The following is a 23684-nucleotide window of genomic DNA, read 5'->3' on the forward strand; positions in this document are numbered from 1 at the left end:
ATGCCTGGCGGCGATAGCGCGGTGGTCCCACCTGACCCCATGCCGAACTCAGAAGTGAAACGCCGTAGCGCCGATGGTAGTGTGGGGCTTCCCCATGCGAGAGTAGGGAACTGCCAGGCTTTAATTAAGAGAAACCCTCAGCGAAAGCTGAGGGTTTTTTGCTTATGTGGACTATGAAATATTCAGAGACAGGCCCTACCGGCCGGGCACTGTAGTGATATGAGTACATAGCTGTTACGGCCGGAATATCCGCTCAAGTCCATTTGTCAGGTTTACCAGCAAATTGAAGCCATGAGTTCAGATTGCCTTCTTGCATCATGCTGCTCACTCACCCAAATTACGTGAAAAATTCTGAATATCTATAGCAGTAGCGCCAGCCACTGGTTCAATTGACTTCAAAAAATGAGCGGGCATTGGCTGATGTTGCCACATATGGCATTGAGAAGCGGATGAAAATGTATGAGTCTGTTGGTCCGGAAATTCTTAAAGCGTTGGCAATGAGCAATATGCGTCCTGAACAGCTGATTGCTCAGGTATTTGAAAATCTGGCTCAGGGAGAGAATAAGGTCGGTAATTTAAATATTAGTCCGGAGCTGCTTAATTCACTGATTCGTCAGGAGGTCTCATGATTACTGATCGCAAACCACCTATCAGTTTTCGGATGGAATTGAGAACGACCGTATTGATTTTACTGCGGGTACATTGGTTAATATCGGTATTAGCAAACGCGTTGGTTAACTGGTGGTTTAATAAATTATCGGAAATAAATCATGTAATAAATTTTAATTATATCAGTTAATTAGATAGATAAAGTGCACAGTTATCACATAACTCATTAGGATTATATGTCGTTATTACAGCTTAAATTTGATCCACGTTCATTTTTAGTAATCTAATAAAGAAAAGTCATACAAATAATAAGGTTAATGGCGTAAACTGTTATCTATTACGGTAAGTTCAGAACGTGTATCTGATACTCAATGCAGAATATAGCGAATTCACTGACATCGTACTGTTATGAATAGAGTCTGCCTGAGTAATTTATTTTCTGGCTTTAACAACGATAGGACTATGGCATTGTTACAGATAGAGCAATCAACCGGTCTTGATGAGGAAGATGCACTCCGACAAGAGTTGGAGAACTTTCGTATTTTGGTTGATGTTACCAATACTGTAATTGCCAAACGAGCTCTTAATGAGCTCTCTTGCGAACTTTCCGATGAGATTCACCACTTCTTTAATATCAGCTATATCAGTCTTGACCTGCCAGATAATACTAATCAACGTTTGAGCCGCTATACCACTTACTTTAAATCCAGCCCAAAAGTACAACGTACACAGGAAAGCCTTTCATTAGATAGCTCAACGTTATCGCAGGTATATAACGATCCTCAGGCTCGTCTGATATACGGCTGTAAGTTTAACCAGCGGGACAATAATGACGATTATATTGGCTCAATGCTCAAAACTACGCTGCCGGTTTTTTGCCTTTTACCCCTGATATTTAATGAAAAAGTGCTGGGTGTCTTGTGCTTAGGCAGTATTGATGACGGCGTATTCTCCGGTAAAAATATCCATCTGCTTCAGCATATTGCCGCGAGAATCTCGATAGCTATTGATAATGCTTTGGCTTATGACGAGATATCTCGTCTGAAAGATAGCTTGCTGTATGAGAACCAATATCTCACCGAAGAGATTAAAAATTTTGAGAATTTTGATGAGATAGTGGGCCAAAGCGAGGCCATGTCATTAGTACTTGAGCAGGTTGCTATGGTGGCAGAAAGTGATTGTACCGTCCTGATACTGGGTGAAACCGGAACGGGAAAGGAGTTGATCGCCAGAGCTATTCATAAAATGAGCCAGCGTAGCGCTCGTACCATGATTAAAGTTAACTGTGCAGCAATCCCCTCTGGTTTATTGGAGAGCGATCTGTTTGGTCATGAAAAAGGGGCATTTACCGGGGCAACGGCCCAGCGTATAGGGCGTTTTGAACAGGCTGACCGCAGCTCGCTGTTTCTTGATGAGGTGGGGGATATCCCACTGGAATTACAATCCAAACTGTTACGGGTTATTCAGGAGCGCGAAATAGAACGTTTGGGAAGTAACAGAATCATACCTGTTGATGTCAGACTGATTGCCGCCACTAACTGTAATTTGCACCAGATGGTGATTGATAAACAGTACCGTAGCGATCTTTATTATCGTCTGAATGTGTTCCCTATTGTGATTCCACCACTGCGCGATCGCCCGGAGGATATTCCTCTGCTGGTCAAATTCTTTACCAAAAAGATCGCCCGTCGTATGAATCGAAATATTGAAAGCGTACCAACAGAAACCATTAATTTGCTCAAGAAACTGCCCTGGCCGGGAAATGTGCGTGAACTGGAAAACGTTATTGAAAGAGCGGTGATCCTGACTAAAGGCACCACGCTGAATTTGCAGCCACATGAATTACAATATCATCTCTCACCTATGGATAATCACCCTCAACCGGCAAACGTCATGACAAAGCTATTGAAGGCCAGGCCGGTAAAATTAGCTGATGATGATGAAACCGAACGTCAGGAAATTATCCGGGTGCTCAAGGAGACCAACGGCATCGTTGCCGGACCAAGAGGAGCGGCAGAAAAACTGGGATTAAAACGAACCACCCTGTTGTCCCGCATGCAGCGTCTGGGTATTTCAGTAAAAGATATTCAGGATGATGACTGAATATAGATAGAGATGACAAAAAAAAATGAAAAAGGGCTGAAAATCAGCCCTTTTCTGTATAACACAACCCGCTAGACTTCCGCCGCCTGACGTAACCGGTTCTTCAATGCAGTGTACTCTTTCTGCACATAGCTTTCAGCCCAGTTTTGGTCGGGAATCGCCTCAAGTTTAACGGCACAGTGTTTGAATTCCGGCGTTCTGGAGATTGGGTCCAGTTCATCCAGCGTTAGCTTATTACAGGCACCGATCCACCACTGGTATGTCATATAGACTGCGCCTTTATTAGTACGATCGCTAACGGCAGCGCGACTGATGACTTTACCCCGACGGGAAGAGATCCAAACCAACTGCTGGTCGCGAATACCTAATTCTGCCGCATTCTGCGTGTTGATCTGAACATAACCAGGTTCATCTGCCAGCGTTTGCAGTGCAGCGCAGTTACCGGTCATTGAACGACAGGAGTAGTGACCCACTTCCCGTACCGTTGCCAATGCTAACGGATACTCTTCATCGGTGAGTTCCATTGGTGGCCGCCAGTCGGTGGCATACAGTTCACCTTTTCCATTTGGACGGTTAAATTTACTACCGGCAAACAGATACTGGGTTCCCGGGTGGTCCAGCGTTGGGCATGGCCATTGAATATAGCCCAGGCCTTCCATCTTCTCGTAAGTCGCACCATAGTAAATTGGGCATAGCTCGCGTAGTTCATCCCAGATTTCTTTGGTGTTGTGGTACTTCATTGGATAGCCAAGAGCGGTGGACATCAGGCAGATAATTTCCCAGTCGGTTTTTACATCGCCCTTAGGTTCAACGGCTTTGTAGAATCGTTGGAAGCCACGGTCTGCGCTGGTATAAACCCCTTCATGTTCACCCCATGAGGTCGCCGGGAAGATAACGTCAGCCATAGCTGCCGTTTGGGTCATAAAGATATCCTGAACGATAACCAGCTCAAGGGCTTCAAAACCTTGACGCACTACCGACAGGTCCGGCTCGGTTTGCATAGGGTCTTCACCCATCACATAGAATGCTTTGACCTTACCAGAAATCGCGTTATGCGGTACCTCGCTGAGAGGATAGCCTTTTTTCTCCGGAATCGACTCAACGCCCCAAGCTTTAGCAAATTTCTCACGGGCGGCAGGGTCATTGACATATTGATATCCTGGCAGGGTATCAATCAGTGCTCCCATATCGCAGGCGCCCTGAACGTTGTTCTGGCCGCGTACTGGTGCAACACCCACATTAGGACGACCGATATTCCCCGTCAGTAATGCCAGACTGGTTAAACAGCGAACGGTATCAACCCCTTGTCCCCACTGCGTTACCCCCATGCCCCACAGAATGGTTGCCGATGGTGCAGCGGCATACATGCGGATGGTTTCGCGGATCTGCTTTGCGGATAATCCGGTGATGCTTTCAACATACTCTGGCGTATATTTCTCAACGTTTTTGCAGTATTCCTCAAACCCTTCGGTATGATTTTCAACAAATTCTTTGTTATACAGATTTTCGCTGATTAATACGTTAGCAAAAGCATTCAGTAGCGCGACGTTACTGCCGTTTTTCAACGGTAGATATATATCGGCTATACGAGCGGTTTCGATGTAACGTGGATCGCAAACAATGACTTTAGCACCCTTTGCCTTGGCCTTTAAAATACGGCGAGCAACAATAGGGTGGGAATCTGCGGCATTATAGCCGAAGATAAACAGACATTTAGTGTCTTCCATTTCAACGATGGAGTTACTCATCGCGCCATTACCCACTGAGCGGTGCAGACCTGCAACCGAAGGGCCATGTCAAACGCGTGCGCAGCAATCCACGTTGTTGGTGCCAATAGCGGCACGGGCAAACTTCTGCATAATGTAGTTCACTTCGTTGCCAGGGCCTCGAGATGAACCCGAAGTCATGACCGCATCGGGGCCATGCTCTTCAATGATCTTTTTCATCCGGGAACTAGCAAACTCGATTGCTTCGCCCCAGGATACGGCTTCAAGCTCACCGCCGCGCTGACGACGAATCATCGGCTTAGTCAGGCGTGGTGTCAGAATTTTGGTATCATTCAGGAAATCCCAACCATAGTAGCCTTTTAAGCAAAGCTCATTCTGGTTAGTGACACCGTTAGCACCTTCTGCGCCAACGACTTTCCCGCCATCAACCAACAGGTTGATTTTACAGCCCGATGCACAATACGGGCAGACGGTAATAACTTTTTTCATGCTCGTTTAACTCCTTCAAGCCAGTCGATATACCTGATGACTAAAAATGAATTTCTATGGCTTCATCCAGTGCAGCCCGTTCCTGTTTTTGCCGCATCATGGCGTCCAGAGATTCCGGTGTAACCAGACGTAATGCATTAGTTGGGCAAACTTTTACGCAGGTAGGACTTTCGGTGATTCCTTCACAGAGATCGCACTTCAGCGCTTCCGTTTTTTGCCGATGGCTGGTTACTACTCCCGGAACGGTAACGCTTTTGGTCACAATACTCATGGCACCATAAGGACAGGCGATAGCACAGGTTTTACAACCAATGCATTTCTCCTGAATAACCTGAATGCTGTCGTTATGTCTGACAATTGCGCCGTTAGGGCAGACTTCTGCGCAGGGCGCGTCTTCACAATGACGACAAAGAATGGCGGTACTTACGGTTTGCCCTCTGACAACCTTGATACGAGGAGCAAAGCTTTTAACCGACATATTAGCCACATCGTTATCAGTGCTATGAACTACCGCGCAGGCAACTTCGCAAGTGCGGCATCCAATACAGTTTTTCGGATCGGCGATAACGAACCGGTTCATAAATGTATCTCCATTACTCGCCTCCGGCGGCAACCCACCAGTAGTAAATCGTATTTAAACGTTGATATACCCTGCGTTAAGTATGCTCACTATTTACTAAGCAGAGTTTATGCCAGTTTTTCTTTTTTTATAATTTGTTGAATTTTAATGATTAATTCAACAAAGCGAATTTGTGCCGAGTGCATAAGGCCATTATATCGACAGATATTTCGGCAAATATGTCGATAAATCGGGGTAATAACAGTTATTTGCAGAGTGAATAATTCTCTGGCAAAAATAGTTCGCCCCAAGCAGTGATACACCAGATAAACAATGGCAATCTTGATGTATCGCAATATTCAGTATGATTCAGCAAACTTGTCTATTTGATGACTATCAAGTTGTGAAGATGCCTGAATTTATGGTCAGAGTGCGATGAACTGCTGCTCGTATTGTCCGGTGATCAAACTACGATATACCTCCTTTACCGCAACCTTAACCTCATCCGACATGGGAAAGGCAAATGAAACGATAGAGGGTTGAATACCAATAAAAATGACTCTGGAAATATCTTCTTTTAGTTGCTCAATCAGAAAACTTAACGGTAAGTTATGGGTACTCATAATGAACATTTCCGCAATGATATCAGCGTCAATAATGCGGATTTCCCCAACATTCAGCTCCATATCTGCCGCATCCACGATTATCAAGGTGTCAGGCTTAAGCTCCCGAACCTGATGGGCAGAGTTTTCCGGTGCGGAACCCCCATCAATCGCCAGCCAACCGGAAATGGGAACCTCGTTCATCATGTCATAAAGCAGTGGGCCTGCGCCGTCATCCCCCATCATGTTATTGCCGACGGTAAGTACCACATTATTACCGGTGGTTTGCTGCGACATTAATTTCTCCTCCTGACCATAAGATAGATGGCGGGTTCACGCTCGATGTCATGCAGTACTTTCATCAGCGTATTTGTCCAGAGGAGCTGCTCTTCCGTCAGCGGGTTAGTGATTGCTGACCAGGCTTTTGCCAGGCATTGGGTGTGCGTGCAATCGATGGTGATTTCACCGAATTTGATTAACCCTTCCATTTTACGGCGAGCTTCTCCACCCTCCGGCAGTTGAGCAATCCAGAGGCGGTATTTTTCAGTTGGGCACTCCATCAGGGTTTTCAGGCAGTCAATCACACCAACATGATGACCAATGGCCAGCGAGTAATACATAACCTGCTGCGCCTGCTCTGGCATATCCTCATCACTGTCGAGGAATTTTTGATTGAGCAAGTAGAAAACCACTTTATCTTCATTCATTACGCTATTTCCCATTGATTAATGGCGCACAGATTTTTTGCAGGTTAGTGACGATCTCCGTTAAACGAGGGTCTGCATATTGTCTGAGGTAGTGGTAGATGCGCTCATCAACGGGTTGAGGGCTGTCCTGAGTGAGTAACTGCATAAAGGCTTGAGCAATGTCGCCTCCCTGACGATAACCGGCCATACGGCGAGCTTCTCGTTCCAGTTCGACTCTTAACTCCGGCGGCAATGAAGGGAAGCGCGGTAGTGATTGCTCACCCTCGGTTTCCGTATGGTTAGGCAGTTTGAGTTTCTGGTCCAACAGCCCCAGCGCCATGGCAAAACCATAGATAGTGGCAGCGGGAGTCGGAGGACAACCGGGAATGTAGACATCAATAGGTACAATCTGGTCGCTGCCACCCCAAACACAATAGAGGTCGTGGAAGATACCACCACCGCATCCGCAGGCTCCGTAGGAGATGCAAATTTTCGGGTCCGGGGCAGATTCATAGGCACGGATGGCGGGTGTTCTCATGGCTCTGGTAACGGCACCGGTAAACAACAGGATGTCCGCATGGCGCGGTGAGGAGACCACTTTAATGCCAAACCGTTCGGTATCGAATACCGGTGTAATCGTACCAAAGATCTCAATTTCGCAGCCGTTACAGCCACCGCAGTCAACGCGATAGACATAAGCGGAACGTTGAATATCCTTTAGTAATGCTTTCTTCAGCTTTGCCACTTGCTCATCGACGGTAATTGGCGTTGAGATACCATTAATCGCATCCGGAACACTGATATTCATTTGGCCGCCTCCTGATTCAGGTGTTGCCCCAGGTTTACGCCCGGCGCACTGATGGAATTATGTTTGCGTTTACAATCCGGGCAGGTTTCAAACTGCGGGCGCATGGTCTGTGCTTCTTCGGGTGACAGGCCCGACTGAACCAGCAGAGCGATGGCGTAATCGATGGATTTACGCGGGGCAAAGGGGCGGTGGCACACCTGGCAATCGGTCAGTTGAAATACCGCTTCTTGAAACAGGTCCTGTTTATTGAAAACTGCCAGTTCAAAATCTTCTGACAGACGAATCGCTTTGGTAGGGCAGACTTCTTCGCAGCGACCGCAGAAAATACAGCGACCAAGGAATAGTAACCACTTACGTTCACCGGTAACGGTATCCGTGTTCATGGTCAGGGCATTTGCCGGACATGCCATGGTACAGGCAGCACAGGCGATGCACTGCTCTGCGTGATACTCTGGCTTGCCACGAAAGTCAGGGCAAACTTCGTAGGGCTTGAACGGATATTTAACCGTGGTATCGCCGACGTTAAGTATAGTTTTTAATAACTTAAACATACTGGGTTATCCTCCGTTATTTCAGCGGCGAGTTCTTGCGCTCAATGCCATACCGTTCAATCTCTTTATAGGCAACGGTTTGAGCTTTGCGCTTGCGCACATCAACCACGGTGACCCGATCGGTACAGGAGTAGCAGGGGTCAAGGCTGCCAATAATCAACGGTGCGTCGGATACGGTATTTCCCCGCAGCATATAGCGTAACGGAGGCCAGTTAGCGTAGGTTGCTGCACGGCAGCGCCAGCGATAAAGTTTTTGGTTATCACCCAACATACTCCAGTGGATATCCTCACCGCGCGGTGCTTCGGTAATACCCAAAGCAAAATTATGTGGCTGATAGCTAAAGCCTTCTACCAGCAATGGGCCTGCTGGCAGGTTATCCAGCGCGTATTCAATGATACCAATGGATTCAAAAAACTCCTGAATACGGATCATAACCCGCGAATTAACGTCACAGCCCTCCATCACATGTATATCAAACGGAATTGAGGCGTAGGCGGTGAAAGGATGAACCTTACGCACGTCCCGATGATAGCCGCTGGCACGAACCACCGGGCCAACCGGACTGTAATCACGGGCTACTTTACGGTCGAGCATGCCAACGCCACTGGTGCGCTGATGCATATTGGGTGTTTCCAGCAGAATCTCTACCAGTCGTGTCACTTCAGCGCGCATTTCCTGCAACATTTTAATGGTCTGGATACGCTGCTCTTTCAGAATATCCCGCCGGACGCCACCAATCAGATTAAGTCCATAAGTTTTACGAGCGCCGGTCAACATTTCTGCCATTTTCATGGCTTTTTCACGCACGCGGAAAAACTGCATAAATCCCGTATCGAAGCCAACAAAGTGGCAGGAGAGGCCAATATTCAGCAAATGGCTGTGCAGCCGTTCCACCTCCAGCAGAATGGTGCGAATCATTTGGGCTCGTTCAGGAACCCGAATACCCAGCGCATTCTCCACCGAGTTAGCATAAGCGACGCTATGGGTAAAGCCACAGATACCACATACCCGATCGGCAAGGAATGTCACTTCATCGTAGCCCATGCGGGTTTCCGCCAGCTTCTCCATACCGCGGTGAACGTAGAACAGGCGATAATCCGCATCCACAATATCTTCACCGTCAACAAACAGGCGGAAATGGCCCGGTTCATCGGAAGTAATATGCAGCGGGCCAATGGGCACTACCCGGCTTTCCCCCGCTTCGTTAACAAACTGGTAGGTTTCGGTTTTCGTGGTTGGATCCGGACGTTCGCGGTAGTCCATGGCATCTTTGCGTAATGGATAAATATCATCCGGCCAGTCATCGGGCAGAACTAAACGACGTTCATCCGGTAGCCCAACGGGGCGAAGGCCGTACATATCGCGAACTTCCCGCTCTCCCCATACACAGGCAGGAACCCGGGGCGTAACTGAAGGAAATTCTAATGTACGTTCGTCCACCAGCACTTTAACCGTGACAAAGCTTTTTACCGTGGCTTCCATGGAGAGCACGTAATACACGGCATAGTGTCCGTTAAGCGGGCGTTCATCGTTACCAAACAGTACCGATATCCAACCGCCCTGCACGTAGTATAACCACTCCACGACTTCCGGCAGCATATTGATTTTTATCGTTACGGTAACCTGATTTTCCGTTTGCCAGCTTTCGTCGATGATTGCTAAAGGAAATTTCTGTCTTAAACCTTCGACATAGCCATGACCGACTTTGGTTTCATTGGATATATTCACTTTTCTTCTCCTGTCGATCCTTGCTATTGACCGTGCGTGACGGCAGATTGAACGCTTTGCCACGGCAATGTCAGGTAGTCGCTTAACGGCGCACCGCCACTATCCAGAACGATACTGGTAGCGTTGTGCAACAACTGTAAAACCGGTTGGGGGATATGCAGGCCCATAATCAGCATTAACACCATTAGCACTGCAATCGGTAAGGTTGTCATACTGCCCAGTTCACCTTTCGCCACTGCTTCAGGGCCTGGGCCTAAAACGGTACCGGCAACCATTCTTACCAGTCCGGCAAGAACAATGGTTAACAGCAGTAGAGTGATAATAATCACCGCAATTTTTCCACTCTGAATACCGGCAGTCACCAGCATAAATTCGCTGATAAATATGTTAAACGGCGGCATACCACCGAGAGCCAGAGCACCTCCGGCAAACAGAATTGCAGTAACCGGTGCTACTTTCATCACGCCTTTGATGGCATCCATATCCCGGGTGCCATACTTCAACAGGACATTACCGGAGCAGCAGAACAGCAGCGTTTTTGCCAGACTGTGGTTAATGGTATGCAGCAGAGCCGCAAGAATACCCAGCGGGCCACCGATACCCATTGCCAGTGCGATCAGCCCCATATTTTCCACGCTGGAATAGGCCAGTAGCCGCTTCATATCACGCTGGACAATTATAAACAGCGCGGCAACAGCAACGGACAGCAGGCCAAATACCAGCATCAGGGTTTGAGGGAAAGCAGGGCCGATGGCTTTGCTGACGATGATGTAATAGCGGATAACAATCAGCATGGCACAGTTAAGCAGTACCGCAGACAACATAGCGCTGGTTGGGCTGGGGGCTTCACTGTGGGCATCCGGTAACCAGGCGTGCATAGGGAAGAGACCGGATTTAGTACCAAAACCAATCAGCACAAAGGCAAAGGCCAGGTGCATCAGGGTAGGATCCAGTAACTGTGCATTATCGTGCAGTACCGTCCAGAAAATAGCATTACCCGGATCGGTCAACACGCTGGCTGCATTGGCATAAACCAGCACTGTACCGTACAGGCCAAAAGCCACGCCGACGGTACAAATGATGATGTATTTCCAGGCGGCTTCCAGCGAGGAACGTTGGCCATATAAACCCACTAAAAATGCGGAGCTTAGTGTGGTTGCCTCAATGGCCACCCACATCATAATGATGTTATTTGCGGTTACCGCCACCAGCATGGTGAAGAGAAACAGATGAAAGAAACCATAGTAGTTACAGAGGGTGGAAACAGTGACTTCACCATGATCCACTTCGTGGCCCATATAACCCATAGAGTACAGGCCGGTAAGCAGGCCAATAACGCCAATAATGGCGATAAACAGGGCTCCCAGGCTGTCAATATAGATCCACTGGTGCATTACCAGCAGTGTGCTGTTATTGATGACTTCAGCTACCACCATCAGGGATAACAGACAGGTAAGAATAATGCCCGTCAGATGAAACAGAGTGGCAACCTGACGGGATGCACCTGCAAACCCGCGAGAGGTAAAGCAGAGCAACGAGATAATTAGCGGCACCAACAGCAGTGGGTAAATCCATTCTATATTGGTCATTTCGATTACCCCTTTAACGCAGTAAGTTGGCGTACGTCCAGGGTCTTCAGCGTGCGGTATATCTTACGCGCCATCACGGACATAATGATTACGGCGAAAATGGCATCGGTTGCCACACCAATTTCCACCAGTTCAGGGGCTTTGTATGCCATTAAAGCCAGCGTTAAATGAGCGCCGTTTTCCATCAGGCAGTAACCAAAAATCTGTTTGAGAATATTGCGCTGGCTAACAATACATAGCAGGCCAAGAAAGAAGTGGCTCAGAGAGACACTCAGTGCCGGTTTCAGATCCTCAACCATCGGGAGTTTTACTGAGTCCACCACCAGATAACTCAGGACAATAATGATGGCGGCAATCAGTATCAGCAGCCCCATACCAATTACCGGGGTATCGGCGTTAGCGTCCTGAAGTTTCCCCAGCGCCTTATACATGATATAGGGCACCACCAGAACTTTGGTGACAAAGGCGGTTCCCGACCAGAGGAATAGCTCCTCGGCGTGCATGGTATATGCCAGGGCGATAAAAATTAGCACCAGTATCAGCGACTGCAGGGCGTAGAACAGAGCAGAGTTTTTTGGCTGCCTGGCGCCGATGACAAGCAGTGAACTGATGATTAGCAGCCCCGCCAGATTGTTTACAATAAGCGTTCCAGTCATTATCAACTCCGTTATCCAAGCCACCAGGCGGCGATAAAGCTCGAGCACAGGGACATTACTATCAGAATGATGAGCACCCCTTGCATCGCAACAGGTACCGGTGAAGCGGTTGCTACCGCGTCAGAAGGTTCACCCGGTACGGTTTTACCAAACCAGTAGAGGAACCAACCAAAGCTGGCCACCGACTCAATCAGCGCCAAAATCATTACCGGCATCATCCACCAGTGGTTTGCGGACATTTCAAAACCGGCTGCAAACAGCGGGAATTTACTGAAGAATCCGTTAAACGGGGGAATGCCGGTAATAGCCAGTGCGGCAATACAAAAACCAATACCTACCAGCGGCATACAGCGCATAATTCCCCGCAGTTTTGGCAACATCCGGGTTCCACAGCTGTAGCTCAGGGTTCCTGCTACCAGGAAGAACAGACTTTTGGCAAAGGCATGGTTAAAGATGTAAGCAATACCGCCATCGAAGGCCATTCTGGAGCCGAAAACCGATAGGGACAGCGCCAGAAAAATATAGGAAAGCTGAGTAATGGTGGAATAGGCCAGCAGGCGCTTAAGGTCGGTCTGCGGTAAGTACATGATAAAGCCATAAATCAGCGTAATCATTGCCATGGTGACGCCTACGATACCGACAATCTCTGGTATTTCACCGGCAGACATTAACGCACGGGCAAAAATGTACACGCCTACCTTCACCATAGATGCTGCATGTAAGTAAGCACTTACAGGAGTTGGAGCTTCCATGGCGTCCGGCAGCCATACGTGCAGCGGTAACTGTGCTGATTTGCCCCATGCGGCAAACAGAATGCCAAACAGTACGACGGTTTTGGCATCACTATTCAGGTCTGCCAGCGCAGTGAGGGAGAAGGTTCCGGTTTCAGCAAATAGCCAGGCGGCAGCCAGATAGAGACCAACAGCGGCGACATGGGTAATCAGCAATGCTTTTAACGCGGAGCGTAGCGATTTGGGTTTTTGATAGTAACCAATCAGCGCCCATGAACATCCACCGGTAATTTCAAAAAATAGCAGTTGTCCTGCCAGCGTGGAGGAGAGAACTAAGCCCGCCATCGCGCCGATAAATACCAGTAGCAGTGCATAGTAGCGTGACTGGCCTTCGTGGGGGTGTTCACGGTTCTCTTTAGTCAGATAGGCACCAGAGTAAACACTAACTAATAACCCAAGTACCACCACGGCAAACACAATCAGCGTACTGATGCGGTCAATGGTCAGGCCAAACAGCACCGAACGGCCAAAGCTTACCAGCTCATAAGTGACATCTGTTCTGCCATAGTTGAACCAGCTAATAGCCAGCAACAGAGTGGCGATTGAGGCGATGGCAGCAAACAGTGTACAGAGCCATTTGGCAGTACGCTGCGGTGCCAGTCCGGTGATGATGGCACCAACAAAAGGGACCAAAATGGCCGCGAGAGCGATATTTTCCATAATCGGTTTCTTAGCTCCTTACAGACCAGTGAGATAAAACACAAATGCCAGTGCGGCAACGCCAAATCCGACCCACGTAGTTCGCGATGTCAGCAGGAAACGGCCTCGGGCCAAACTGTTCTCAAACAGCGAAGCAACGACAAATACAACCAGCAGCTTGATAAGAAACAGCACAATGGCCAGAGATAACGAACTGATAGTCAGAACGTCACTGTTGCCAAAAGGCAGTAGCACACCAACGAACAGCGAAGCGATAACCACCTGTTTTAGCGCCAGTCCGAGTTTTACCAGTGCCAGTGACGGACCGGAATACTCAGTGAGAGGGCCTTCCTGGAGTTCCTGTTCGGCTTCCGCTACGTCAAAAGGAATTTTCCCCATCTCAATAAATACCGCAAAAGCGCAGGCACCCATGGCCAGCAGCGTTGCAGTTGGTGATTGCAGTGGGTTGGTTGCCAGTGAGGTGCTGATACTGCCTAAATTGGTGGAGCCGGCAATCAGAGCAATCACGATAAGAGACAGCACCAGAATAGGCTCTACCAGTACCCCTAACGTCACTTCCCGGCTGGCACCGATACCGGCAAAAATACTGCCGGAGTCCAGCCCTGCCAACGCGAAGAAAAAACGATACAGAGCGAACAGATAGATAACGGTAATTAAATCTCCCCCAACGCCAAACGGGGAACCCAGTGTGACAAGAGGCAGCGCCATAGCGACCACCAACATTGAGCTGAGTAGCACATAAGGCATAATGCGCGAAATAATGCCGGAAGCCTCCGGTGCAATATTTTGACGGCGCAATAGTTTGAAGATATCCCGATACTCCTGCAGCACACCGGGGCCACGGCGTGATTGCATTCTGGCTTTAATCACCCGGGAAATACCGGACATTAATGGTGACAGGGCCAGTAAGGCCACCGCCTGAATCAGGGCAAACAGAAACATACCGAAGGAGGTCATGATTTCTGAGTCAGAGAGTGTGATTGGCATGTTTCGCTCCTTACATCACCGTAACCAGCATCAGGACCGTCAGCGCAATGACTACATACAGGCAATAAAGCCGGAAGTCACCGTGCTGCAACCATTGAATGCGTTTACCTGACCACAGCACCGCCCTGACAATGGGGAGTACCACTTTTTCTTCCCACCAGGGTTCTGCCTGTGTGGCACCACGAATGGTGGATTGCATTGCTCGTGACATTGCAGGAGATGGGTCCAGCGTTTTGCGCAGACGATACAGCGGTGCAAACATAGTTCGCAGTGGCTGGGTAAAGCCTCCCGCTGACACCGCCATCTGGCCGTCATAACCGTATCCACAGGCCCAGGGGTTACCGCCATGACGATGGCGTAAACGCTGGCTTTTGAAGATGGCATAAATCAGCAGCGGCAGCGTCAGGAATCCAATTAACAGCAAAGCAATCAATGGAGTAGAGAGAACGGTTTGTGGTGAAGAACCCGGGAAGACCAGTGAGCCGCTGGCAACCGGCATTGCAGCCTGTTCGCTTAACTGGGTTGAAATGTTAGCAATCACCGGAGAGACCAGCGGAGCACCAACGCCCAGAGCAATACAGAGTAGCGCCAGCAATACCATTGCCAGAATCATCGGTAGTGGAACTTCAGTTGCATTAGCCGCTTTTTCACTGCGTGCGGCACCGGCAAAACTGATGCCGTACACCTTAACAAAGCACAACGCTGCCAGCGCGCCGGTAATGGCCAACATCACAATGGCAACCGGACCGGCGATACGCATAATAAATGGACCTTCGTGGCTCATGGTGAACAGCGCCTGATAGGTAAACCATTCGCTGACAAAGCCGTTTAGCGGTGGCAAGGCCGATATAGCCATAGTACCAATCAGGAAGGTGACGGCGGTGTAAGGCATCAGTTTAGCCAGGCCGCCCATCAGTTCCATATCTTTGGTATGAACCCGATACATTACAGAACCTGCACCTAAAAACAGTAATCCTTTAAACACTGCGTGGTTAAGCAGGTGGTACAAGCCACCGAGAATCCCTACTACGGCCAGAACCGGGTGCTGAGTAGCGATTCCAATCATACCAACACCCACACCCATCAGAATAATGCCGATATTTTCTACCGTGTGGTAAGCCAGCAGCTTTTTGATGTCATGTTCAGCCAGAGCATACATAACCCCAAGGACCGCAGAAACAGCACCAAAGGCTAATACCACCAATCCCCACCAGGCGCTGGTGGCACCGAGAATATCAATGCCAACTTTAATAATGCCGAAGATACCAATCTTAACCATAACGCCAGACATCAGGGCTGATGCATGGGAAGGCGCCGCCGGGTGAGCGCGCGGTAACCAGCCATGGAGAGGGATCATCCCGGCTTTGGCACCAAAGCCAAAGAATGCCAGCAGGAAGACGGCGGACGCCTCTGGTGCTGACAGACTAACCTGACGGAAGCTGTCGAAGTCCATACTGCCGCTCTCTTTATACAGAATAAAGAAAGCGATCATGATTAACACAGAACCGGCATGTGCAATCAGAAAATAAAGCAACCCGGCGCCGACAGCTTCATCGTCCTGTTCAGTAATAACCAGAAAGTAAGAGGCCAACGACATCATCTCGAAGAACACCAAAAAGTAGAAGGCGTTATCCATGACGACCAGTGCCACCATTGAGGCGATAAACAGGTTCATAAACAGACCCATATATCTCGCCCCTTTACCAATGTACTCCTCCGCATAAGAGAGGGAGTACAGCGAGGTGACGACCACCAACAGGGAAATAACCATCACCATAAAAGCGGCTAATCCATCCAGACGCACAATAAAGTGGGCAAATGAGAAGGGGCCATCAACGGCAAAGATCATCATTTTCGCGCCCAGTAAAATGGGCGCAGATGCCAGCAGACCGAAAATACCACCAATCATACTGGCGATGCCGGATAGCCTGATAACCAGCTGTTCGCTACGGCTAATTAGCGGTGGCAAAATGGCACCGATCAGATAGATGGCAACGGAGATAAGCAGTAACTGGAGTGGATTACCCATTATTCTTTCTCCGCACGTTGTTGGTTTAAAAAGCTATCCCCGAAGGCATTGTCAGTATGAAAGACTTCCATGGCTTCAAGGCGTTTAGCGGCATTAGCTTGCTCAATGGCATTTTCATCGACTAAAAACAGGGTGTTAGTAGGACAAACGCGAACACACTCGGGGCCATTAGGCAAAAAGGCACATAAATCACATTTCACCGCGGCCTGGCGTAAACCCGGAGCCCAGCTCAGCATAGGATGGAGCCCCTGATTGTAGGGAGCCGTCCGGGCTTCCCGGGCATGTGCATCCGCTTGTGAAAAGCGGTCGTAGTTGACGGGAGCGGATAATGGCCTACTCCCATCAGGCGTAATAGCCCCGAACGGGCAGGCGATAGCGCAAAGTTTGCATCCGATACACAGGCTTTCATTAAGCTCGATGGCGTTGTTTTGATGAGTGATCGCCTTAACCGGGCAAACCCGGGCACAGGGCGCATCTTCACAATGCCGACACAAAATAGGTGCTGTGCTGCTGGCATCCCGCATTACGATTAATCGGGGATGTGACTGTAGACCCGCGGCCTTATGTACTTCACTACAGGCGGCCATACAGGTATTACATCCGATACAATCTTTTGGCTCCGCAATAACAAAGCGGTTCATAGCCATCCCTCCGGTATTTAGATAGTCGTCTGACAGATAAAAGAGTCATACCTTTAAACAGTTAAGTAAGTTCAAGCATAATTCATGCCAGTTGAGAATTATTTTAATTTATTGATATTATTGGGTTTTATATTTTGCTGACGAATGTGTGGTGTCATTCGACATAAATGACGGAGCAAGGGGGGGGAAGTCTCGAGAAATCAGCGTGGTGAAATAACAAAAATAGCGCCATTTTTGGCGCTATTTTTGTTAATAATGAACATTACTGGATTTAATGGCTGTGATTTCTTTCCAGCATGTCTGCCAGATCCTTCACTGAGCCTAATTCCAGCCACTCCGCTACCGGCACCTCTTTTTTCAAAAAGCGCTCTACTTGCATCATAATGCCAGCGAAATCTACGCTGTCCAGCGTGGGTTTTAGCTGCTCAATCAGGCTATCATCCTGAATCTGCTCCACAGGAATCGACAGGCAGCCCGATAGTATTTCTTTACTCTTATGTAGATAGTTCATTTCAGATATGCCCCTCTGAATCGTAGATAATAGCCATATTACCGGACAGATATGCCTCTTTAGCCTGTGCTCTGGCCAGTTTTCCTGAAGAGGTTAATGGTAACTTCCGGGTGGTAAACAAGACTCTGGCCTGAACACCCGCAATTTTACGCGTCAGGTTCTGGATCTTTGTCGCCAGTTGATGAAGCTGAGTATGGTCTGTTGCCAGCTCTTCGCTGGTATGAACCAGAATTGCCATCCTCTCTTCTTGTTGCTCGTTAATGCCAATGGCAGCCACATTGTTGACGCCAATTTGCGGAATTGTCTGCAACAGCGACCACTCAATATCCTGCGCCCAAATGTTACGGCCACGAATAATAATGACATCTTTCTCCCGACCGCTGATAAACAGCTGGTCTTGCCACAGATAGCCGAGATCGCCGGTATAAATATAGCCTTCATCGTCTGATTCAACAGGAGCCTGATCGTCAATATAGCGAGTGATAATGCTGGGACCTTTTACCCAAATCTGACCGATTTCTCGTTCCGACAGTTTGGTTTGAGTGGTTCCGTCAACGATCTTCACCTCAAAGCCCGGCAGCGCTTTACCGCAGGAGACGATAGGTTTTTGAATCAGCTCGCTGGTTAATGTGTCAATCACCGGCGGTTGGTCCACGTCGGAGGCGGTCACGGCCAGCGTGGTCTCTGTAAGCCCGTAGCTTGGCAGGAAAGATTGATAATTAAAGCCGCTGCTGGCAAAACAGCCGGCAAACATTTTCAACATATCAGGGCTAATCAGATCGCCACCAATACCAGCTACCCGCAGTGAAGAGAGATCGAGAGAGGGTTTATTCTCACTTTCGGCATATTTCTTCATGGCAAACTGATAGCCAAATACCGGAGCAAAGGTTATTGCCGTTTTATACTGTGACATCAGCTCCAGCCAAATCAGCGGGTTCTGAACAAAGTTCTCTGCGCTCAGGCAATCAACGGTTCGCTGTCCATACACGGAGGCCAGAAGAAAACCAATCATGCCCATATTATGGTGGAAGGGAAGCCAGTTGAATGAACGATCTTCCGGACGCAGTTTCATGCCATAGCGCAAAACCGCGTAGATATTGGTATGCAAATCACGCTGGCTTATCTGCACGCCTTTCGGGTGGGTGGTTGATCCAGAAGAGAACTGGATATAGGCGGGTTCATCCGCAGTAAATGGAGCAAGCTCCGACAGTTCTGGCTGAAGAAGCGACTTAGATTGATGAACAATCTCGCTATATATCAGAGTTGGGATGGAAACCGATTGACCAATAGCATCAGCAACAGTCCCTGAGCTGATAATCGCTTTCGCCTGAGAAGAGGTAATAATTCTATTTAACTTCTCAATATAGGTCGACATACCGCCAAGATTGACGGTAAAGGCTATTGGGCAGGGGATTAATCCTAAATACTGGCAGGCGAAAAACAACAGTAAAAAGTCGGGCGTGGTTTCTGCCATAAAAATCAGACGATCGTGGCGGGAAAACCCCTGTTGTTTAAGCTGTAACGCCACTTGCATCGATTGGACTTGCATCTGCTTATAGTCCAACACGCCCGTTAGTTCACCGGAAACGTTGAAAAAATTGAACCCGGCTTCGCCATCGGCGGCATAGGCCAGCGCTTCCGTGGTAGTGGTGAAATCACCATGTCGAATCGGAATTCTGTTAAGTGTTGGTGTAAACTAAATTAGATGGCATAAGCGTAATGACTATTTGTGTCGTAATGAAGAGAAGATAAGGATATCAACCCGTTCACCGTCGGGAGCAAGGCACTCCTCTTTAAGTACGGCTTCCAGATTAAAACGCGGGTTTTTAACAAAGCAAAACAGCATGCGTTTATTTTTCGCCAGAATACGCGCCGCCATTTTATGCAGATCGCGATAAAGGTAGAAGTGATCCAGCAATGCATCAATGGTTGCCCAGAGTACAGGTTTACCGGGATATCCGGGAGCACCAACGCCAGCGGTAATGTGGCCTACTTTATGGTTAAGATTGACATCAATGGTATAAAAGCCCACCAATAAATTATTCTTCTTATCAAAGATACCGATAAAGTAATTGCGGTGGTTATCAAACTGTTTTGTGTAGTCAGCTAGCTGCTGGTGGGTGAAGTTTAGTGGCGGAAGGTTAAGTCCTTCCATCATATCCTGACTGTTCATCCATTTAAGGAATTCAGGCGTAACGTCATTTGGAGTTAAACTACGCAACAAATATCCGTTGGTTTCAATATAAATCGGGATCCCTGCCAGATTGGGGGTATTGGAAGCCATTTTTTCTCCCGTCTTGATTGCCGTTAATTGTGTGGATTTTCTCTGGAAGCATGAGGATGCTTCCGGAAAAGTTTTCAGCATAACACTATCAGAAACACCAGTTTATATATACTTTTGCTCCATGATCTTCCGTGTTATTACCAACCCGGCCATTATACATAGCTCGATCTGGGTACCCGGAGTAACGCTGATTTCAGCTCCTGCTTCAAAATATAGCCGCATCTGGCAGACGATTACTGATGGCTTCGCACAGGAAACAGCTATCTTCCAGCAGGGCATTTTTAGCCGAGGTGTGGATTTCACCCGAAAGTTGGTTCAGTGCATCTTTGGCAGATTCGATATCAGGTTGAGAAATAATTTCATTCTTGATGTTATTATCTTCGTCTTCCTGTTCACCAACATTACATTGGTTTGAGGTCATATCATCAGTTCAGATATCCTGATCGTTACGGGTGACAACCAGCCAGACATTATCCGAATCATATTCATAATCCAGATCGACGTAAGGTCGTGACTCCAGTAGACCAAATGCGCCGGATATACTACTGATGAGATAAAACCTCCATAAAGCTGCCGCAACAAACTTTATGAAGGTTTCAATATTAGCGTATCAGAAGCGCCAGTTTATATAGACCTTAGCACCATGATCCTGAGTATTATTGCCAACCTGACCGTTATACATTGCACCCACTTCAGTACTCAGCGTTACTTTAATTTCGGCACCTGCTTCGAATACGGCAACATCTTTACTGATTGATGCTCCTTCAACACTGAAACTGTTAGCGCCAACAAAATTCACTTTTTCTGTTGGTGTGACATCATTGTAAGCATGACGCCAACCCGCATTACCCCAGATTTTGGTTGTCTGACCATTTTCCAGCGTAAAGTGCTTGGTTACCCGACTACCCAGTGTTGTAAAGAAGGTATTGGTACTATCAGCGGCACCATGCAATCTGGCGTTGCCACCATTTTCAGTAAAGTCATCGGTTTTAATATGAACATAAGCAGCATCAGCATAAGGCTCAACAGAGAGCGTTTGTGTGATGTTGAACAGATAACGCGCTTCAGTAAATACCTGTGAAGTTGATGCGTTATAATCTGCACTCAGGTCATCGTGTATCGATTGAAGTCTGACTTTGCGCTTAGTGGAATAGTCATTCAGCGCATACGAAACACCGGTGTGCAGGTTAAAATTATCCCATTGTCCTTTGGTATAGGCACCAATTTGATAGTCATAACGATCGGCGGAGGAAGAACGATCGGATACGGTAATATCCGCTTTGCCATAGCCACCAACCAGACCCATTTTCCAGGTATCATTTAAGGATTTATCGACACCGAGGAAGACACCGGCGATATTACGTCTCATGTCTGCCGTATCATTTGAACTGTCAAATTTACCCCAGGATGCGTAAATATGCCCCCATGCACCATCACCAACGGCAGGATCCTGTAGGCGATTATTCACTGCTTCACGGATAAAGCGGCTATCTTCCAGCAGAGCACTTTTTGCCGAGGCATGAATTTCACCTGAAAGCTGGCTTAGTGCATTTTTAGCTGATTTTTCATCCGGCTGGGAAATGATTTCGTTATGAATATCAACCGTTTGCTCAATAATACTCTCCGCCGCATTACACTCATTTGAACTCATATTGGCAGTACAGATGTCCTGCTGATTACGAGTAATAGTGAGATAGGCATTATTCGCGTCATATTCATAATTCGCATTGACATACAGCAGCGGGGTGATCGCGGCAAACTCGCCGGTAACACCACCACTGGCGGAAAGAATATGCCAGCGGCTACCTGGTACATAAAGGGCACTATCACCGCGATCCCGAACGGTAACCGCTGCGCCGTTTAGTACAGTACTACCATTAACCTGAATCAGATCGGAAACATAAGGATTAGGCAATGCACTGTTGGTGGTGATATCAACAATATAGTTAGAACCGGACTCCATAATGAGATTGCCATTAATAGTTATCGTCGCGGGTTCCGTTGAGTTGAACTCTCCCGGAGAAAGGGTACCGCCATTGCCAATGGTGGTATTACCGATGCTGCCTGTGCCCGTCAGCGTACCTCCACCGGAGACAGACATAGCACCGCCCAGTACATTATTAACAACCAGCGTACCTCCGGTAACCTCGGTTTTGCCAGTAAATGTACTTAGGTTGGTATTAAATACGGTTACACCATTAACCTGTTTAATGGTGCCTTGTCCTTCAGCACTGCTAACCATTGTGGTTGCGAAAATGTATTGTCCGCTGTTATCCGTGTGGTTAAATACCACCGTACCCTCTCCGGCACCAAAAATAATTTTATCAGCTTCCAGAGTACCAGGGGCTTGAGCTGGTTGACCTTCGGCGGCACCGAAATTTAGCTGGCCAACACCATCGGCTTGATTTCCCAGATGCAGCTCGCCAAGTTGGTCGTTATAGAATGTGAAGTCCGAATAGTAAGTTGGTGCAGAATGATGGTGGTAGTCGGTTCTACCCAGCGATATTTTACCGCCATTGGCAATCGTGACTATACCTGTGCCGCTTTCCCCAATTGACAGATTGCCCACTTCACCCGAGGTATCACCATAATAAGTATGACCGGAAACATTCCAGACGCTGTCTGTACCAGAAATCAGTACCGAACCTTTACCGCCATTAACACCCACATATGCACCGATGTTAGTGGTATCTTCTGTGGCTGACATGGTTGCCATTGAGCCACCGTCAGTGATGTTAACGGTACCAATACTGCCCGTGTCCTGACCAATAGCTAAACCTTGAGCAAAGTAGCTCCGGCTTTGTCTGACTTCGCCGTTAATAACCGTTGAGCCCGAAATATTCAGCGTACCTTCACCCTGGTTTAAACCAATGATCGAGGTTGGCTGATCATAAGAGGATAAACCGTGCCCCGCTGAGAAACTACCCTTTCCACCAGCAAGAATATTCATGGTGCCTTTGCTGCTGATGCCACTATTGCTACCATCACCCAGAGTAAATGTGACCGGATCCGAGTTGGTGTAATAGGAGTTGACTTCAAATTCACTACCGCTGACGGTTAGTTCACCAGTCCCCCCATCGATACCAATATGGGCATTTTGGGTGCCGACTATTGATTTCCCCATAAATTGATCGGTGGTATTTTTACCTACGCCAAATAATGACATGGTTCCATTACTGTTTAAGCCGGAACCAATATTCAGTGTATCAATAGATGCAAATTTACTAGATTGATCTATGGTACCGTGCTGGTATTCAAATAAACCAGTTGCTCCATCACTGCCAATAGTCATTTTGCCATTATAGAATGAAGAACGTGCTTCCTCAGGAGGCCCGCTTACTTTTACATAACTATTATTGTTTTCACCTTGGCCAATAACAATATCAGCAGAGCCTGAGAGTTCATTAAAATCATTGATAATTAATTTAACTTCCTGCCCATTACTGTTTTTAATATACAGTGCATCATCATTATCCATTGGCCCCAGACCGGTTGACCAGTTAAGACCATCAAAAAAGAGACTATTTCCTGTATTATTGTTCCAGATGGCTTCCTGAGCCTGGGTTTGAGCCGTCATGATGCCTGATAGCAGGCTGATTAATATTATTTTTCTTTTAAACAGATAGGGTTTATTTGTTGGCTTATGTTTCATTGCCGCACCTTCCATTGCTAC

At 47.8% G+C, this 23684-nt stretch carries 19 protein-coding genes, 1 rRNA gene and 1 pseudogene; 3 read left to right on the plus strand and 18 right to left on the minus strand.

Annotated features, from left to right (window positions below):
- Positions 1 to 3 precede the first annotated feature (3 nt).
- From rrf to LPW36_RS11595, 3 genes and pseudogenes are all read left to right on the plus strand, one after another.
- Positions 4 to 119, plus strand: a 5S ribosomal RNA gene (rrf, locus tag LPW36_RS11585).
- Positions 120 to 389: 270 nt separating this feature from the next.
- Positions 390 to 629, plus strand: coding sequence for a hypothetical protein (locus LPW36_RS11590; RefSeq protein WP_230609803.1), 240 nt, complete (start codon positions 390 to 392; stop codon positions 627 to 629).
- Positions 630 to 1089: 460 nt separating this feature from the next.
- Positions 1090 to 2712 (plus strand): annotated as a pseudogene (locus LPW36_RS11595) (sigma 54-interacting transcriptional regulator); the annotation flags it as partial.
- Positions 2713 to 2783: 71 nt separating this feature from the next.
- On the opposite strand, the gene fdhF reads toward LPW36_RS11595, so the two are convergent.
- The 18 genes from fdhF to LPW36_RS11685 all read right to left on the minus strand — a co-directional run bounded on the left by fdhF (position 2784) and on the right by LPW36_RS11685 (position 23663).
- Positions 2784 to 4928: a formate dehydrogenase subunit alpha gene (gene fdhF / locus LPW36_RS11600; protein WP_230609804.1), complete on the minus strand. Its 2145-nt coding sequence runs from the start codon at positions 4926 to 4928 to the stop codon at positions 2784 to 2786.
- Positions 4929 to 4968: 40 nt separating this feature from the next.
- Complete coding sequence (locus LPW36_RS11605; RefSeq protein WP_230609805.1) at positions 4969 to 5508, minus strand: 4Fe-4S dicluster domain-containing protein; 540 nt, start codon at positions 5506 to 5508, stop codon at positions 4969 to 4971.
- Between the two features lie 404 nt (positions 5509 to 5912).
- Positions 5913 to 6386 (minus strand): hydrogenase maturation peptidase HycI, encoded by a 474-nt coding sequence (gene hycI / locus LPW36_RS11610; protein WP_230609806.1) that lies wholly within the window; start codon positions 6384 to 6386, stop codon positions 5913 to 5915.
- On the minus strand, positions 6386 to 6796 hold the full coding sequence (locus LPW36_RS11615) for a formate hydrogenlyase maturation HycH family protein (protein ID WP_230609807.1): 411 nt from the start codon (positions 6794 to 6796) through the stop codon (positions 6386 to 6388). Before LPW36_RS11615 ends, hycI begins: the two co-directional genes overlap by 1 nt.
- Positions 6797 to 6800: 4 nt before the next feature.
- Positions 6801 to 7583: an NADH-quinone oxidoreductase subunit B family protein gene (locus LPW36_RS11620; RefSeq protein WP_230609808.1), complete on the minus strand. Its 783-nt coding sequence runs from the start codon at positions 7581 to 7583 to the stop codon at positions 6801 to 6803.
- Positions 7580 to 8134: a hydrogenase 4 subunit H gene (gene hyfH / locus LPW36_RS11625; protein ID WP_230609809.1), complete on the minus strand. Its 555-nt coding sequence runs from the start codon at positions 8132 to 8134 to the stop codon at positions 7580 to 7582. Before hyfH ends, LPW36_RS11620 begins: the two co-directional genes overlap by 4 nt.
- Positions 8135 to 8150: 16 nt before the next feature.
- On the minus strand, positions 8151 to 9863 hold the full coding sequence (locus LPW36_RS11630; RefSeq protein ID WP_230609810.1) for a hydrogenase large subunit: 1713 nt from the start codon (positions 9861 to 9863) through the stop codon (positions 8151 to 8153).
- Between the two features lie 23 nt (positions 9864 to 9886).
- The gene (locus LPW36_RS11635) at positions 9887 to 11452 is read right to left on the minus strand and encodes a hydrogenase 4 subunit F (RefSeq protein ID WP_230609811.1); all 1566 of its coding nucleotides are present in this window, start codon (positions 11450 to 11452) and stop codon (positions 9887 to 9889) included.
- 5 nt (positions 11453 to 11457) lie between these two features.
- Positions 11458 to 12108, minus strand: a complete 651-nt coding sequence (hyfE, locus tag LPW36_RS11640; protein WP_230609812.1) for a hydrogenase 4 membrane subunit — start codon at positions 12106 to 12108, stop codon at positions 11458 to 11460.
- An 11-nt stretch (positions 12109 to 12119) separates the two neighbouring features.
- Positions 12120 to 13559, minus strand: a complete 1440-nt coding sequence (locus tag LPW36_RS11645) for a hydrogenase 4 subunit D (RefSeq protein WP_230609813.1) — start codon at positions 13557 to 13559, stop codon at positions 12120 to 12122.
- An 18-nt stretch (positions 13560 to 13577) separates the two neighbouring features.
- The gene (locus tag LPW36_RS11650) at positions 13578 to 14501 is read right to left on the minus strand and encodes a respiratory chain complex I subunit 1 family protein (RefSeq protein WP_230609836.1); all 924 of its coding nucleotides are present in this window, start codon (positions 14499 to 14501) and stop codon (positions 13578 to 13580) included.
- Positions 14502 to 14556: 55 nt separating this feature from the next.
- Entirely contained in the window at positions 14557 to 16575 is a 2019-nt protein-coding gene (gene hyfB, locus LPW36_RS11655) for a hydrogenase 4 subunit B (RefSeq protein WP_230609814.1), read from the minus strand.
- A complete protein-coding gene (locus LPW36_RS11660) occupies positions 16575 to 17216 on the minus strand; it encodes a 4Fe-4S dicluster domain-containing protein (protein WP_230609815.1) in 642 nt (213 codons plus the stop codon). The genes hyfB and LPW36_RS11660 overlap by 1 nt, the downstream gene beginning before the upstream one ends.
- Before the next feature lie 271 nt (positions 17217 to 17487).
- Entirely contained in the window at positions 17488 to 17727 is a 240-nt protein-coding gene (locus LPW36_RS11665) for an acyl carrier protein (protein WP_230609816.1), read from the minus strand.
- A gap of 1 nt (position 17728) precedes the next feature.
- Entirely contained in the window at positions 17729 to 19294 is a 1566-nt protein-coding gene (locus LPW36_RS11670) for an AMP-binding protein (RefSeq protein WP_338085984.1), read from the minus strand.
- A 156-nt stretch (positions 19295 to 19450) separates the two neighbouring features.
- The gene (locus tag LPW36_RS11675) at positions 19451 to 20011 is read right to left on the minus strand and encodes a GNAT family N-acetyltransferase (protein ID WP_230609818.1); all 561 of its coding nucleotides are present in this window, start codon (positions 20009 to 20011) and stop codon (positions 19451 to 19453) included.
- Positions 20012 to 20216: 205 nt separating this feature from the next.
- Positions 20217 to 20432: a hypothetical protein gene (locus LPW36_RS11680; protein ID WP_230609819.1), complete on the minus strand. Its 216-nt coding sequence runs from the start codon at positions 20430 to 20432 to the stop codon at positions 20217 to 20219.
- Between the two features lie 189 nt (positions 20433 to 20621).
- Positions 20622 to 23663, minus strand: coding sequence for an autotransporter outer membrane beta-barrel domain-containing protein (locus tag LPW36_RS11685; protein ID WP_230609820.1), 3042 nt, complete (start codon positions 23661 to 23663; stop codon positions 20622 to 20624).
- Between the last annotated feature and the right edge of the window lie 21 nt (positions 23664 to 23684).

It is taken from the genome of Limnobaculum eriocheiris, from assembly GCF_021010575.1.
GTDB classification, from domain to species: domain Bacteria; phylum Pseudomonadota; class Gammaproteobacteria; order Enterobacterales; family Enterobacteriaceae; genus Limnobaculum; species Limnobaculum eriocheiris.

What these genes read in the sequence shown, in the direction of transcription:
- LPW36_RS11605 (WP_230609805.1), bottom strand. Translation starts at nt 5,508, where the DNA reads ATGAACCGGTTCGTTATCGCCGATCCGAAAAACTGTATTGGATGCCGC.
- hycI (WP_230609806.1), bottom strand. Translation starts at nt 6,386, where the DNA reads ATGTCGCAGCAAACCACCGGTAATAATGTGGTACTTACCGTCGGCAAT.
- LPW36_RS11615 (WP_230609807.1), bottom strand. Translation starts at nt 6,796, where the DNA reads ATGAATGAAGATAAAGTGGTTTTCTACTTGCTCAATCAAAAATTCCTC.
- LPW36_RS11620 (WP_230609808.1), bottom strand. Translation starts at nt 7,583, where the DNA reads ATGAATATCAGTGTTCCGGATGCGATTAATGGTATCTCAACGCCAATT.
- hyfH (WP_230609809.1), bottom strand. Translation starts at nt 8,134, where the DNA reads ATGTTTAAGTTATTAAAAACTATACTTAACGTCGGCGATACCACGGTT.
- LPW36_RS11635 (WP_230609811.1), bottom strand. Translation starts at nt 11,452, where the DNA reads ATGACCAATATAGAATGGATTTACCCACTGCTGTTGGTGCCGCTAATT.
- hyfE (WP_230609812.1), bottom strand. Translation starts at nt 12,108, where the DNA reads ATGACTGGAACGCTTATTGTAAACAATCTGGCGGGGCTGCTAATCATC.
- LPW36_RS11645 (WP_230609813.1), bottom strand. Translation starts at nt 13,559, where the DNA reads ATGGAAAATATCGCTCTCGCGGCCATTTTGGTCCCTTTTGTTGGTGCC.
- LPW36_RS11650 (WP_230609836.1), bottom strand. Translation starts at nt 14,501, where the DNA reads ATGTTTCTGTTTGCCCTGATTCAGGCGGTGGCCTTACTGGCCCTGTCA.
- hyfB (WP_230609814.1), bottom strand. Translation starts at nt 16,575, where the DNA reads ATGGGTAATCCACTCCAGTTACTGCTTATCTCCGTTGCCATCTATCTG.
- LPW36_RS11660 (WP_230609815.1), bottom strand. Translation starts at nt 17,216, where the DNA reads ATGAACCGCTTTGTTATTGCGGAGCCAAAAGATTGTATCGGATGTAAT.
- LPW36_RS11665 (WP_230609816.1), bottom strand. Translation starts at nt 17,727, where the DNA reads ATGAACTATCTACATAAGAGTAAAGAAATACTATCGGGCTGCCTGTCG.
- LPW36_RS11675 (WP_230609818.1), bottom strand. Translation starts at nt 20,011, where the DNA reads ATGGCTTCCAATACCCCCAATCTGGCAGGGATCCCGATTTATATTGAA.
- LPW36_RS11680 (WP_230609819.1), bottom strand. Translation starts at nt 20,432, where the DNA reads ATGACCTCAAACCAATGTAATGTTGGTGAACAGGAAGACGAAGATAAT.
- LPW36_RS11685 (WP_230609820.1), bottom strand. Translation starts at nt 23,663, where the DNA reads ATGAAACATAAGCCAACAAATAAACCCTATCTGTTTAAAAGAAAAATA.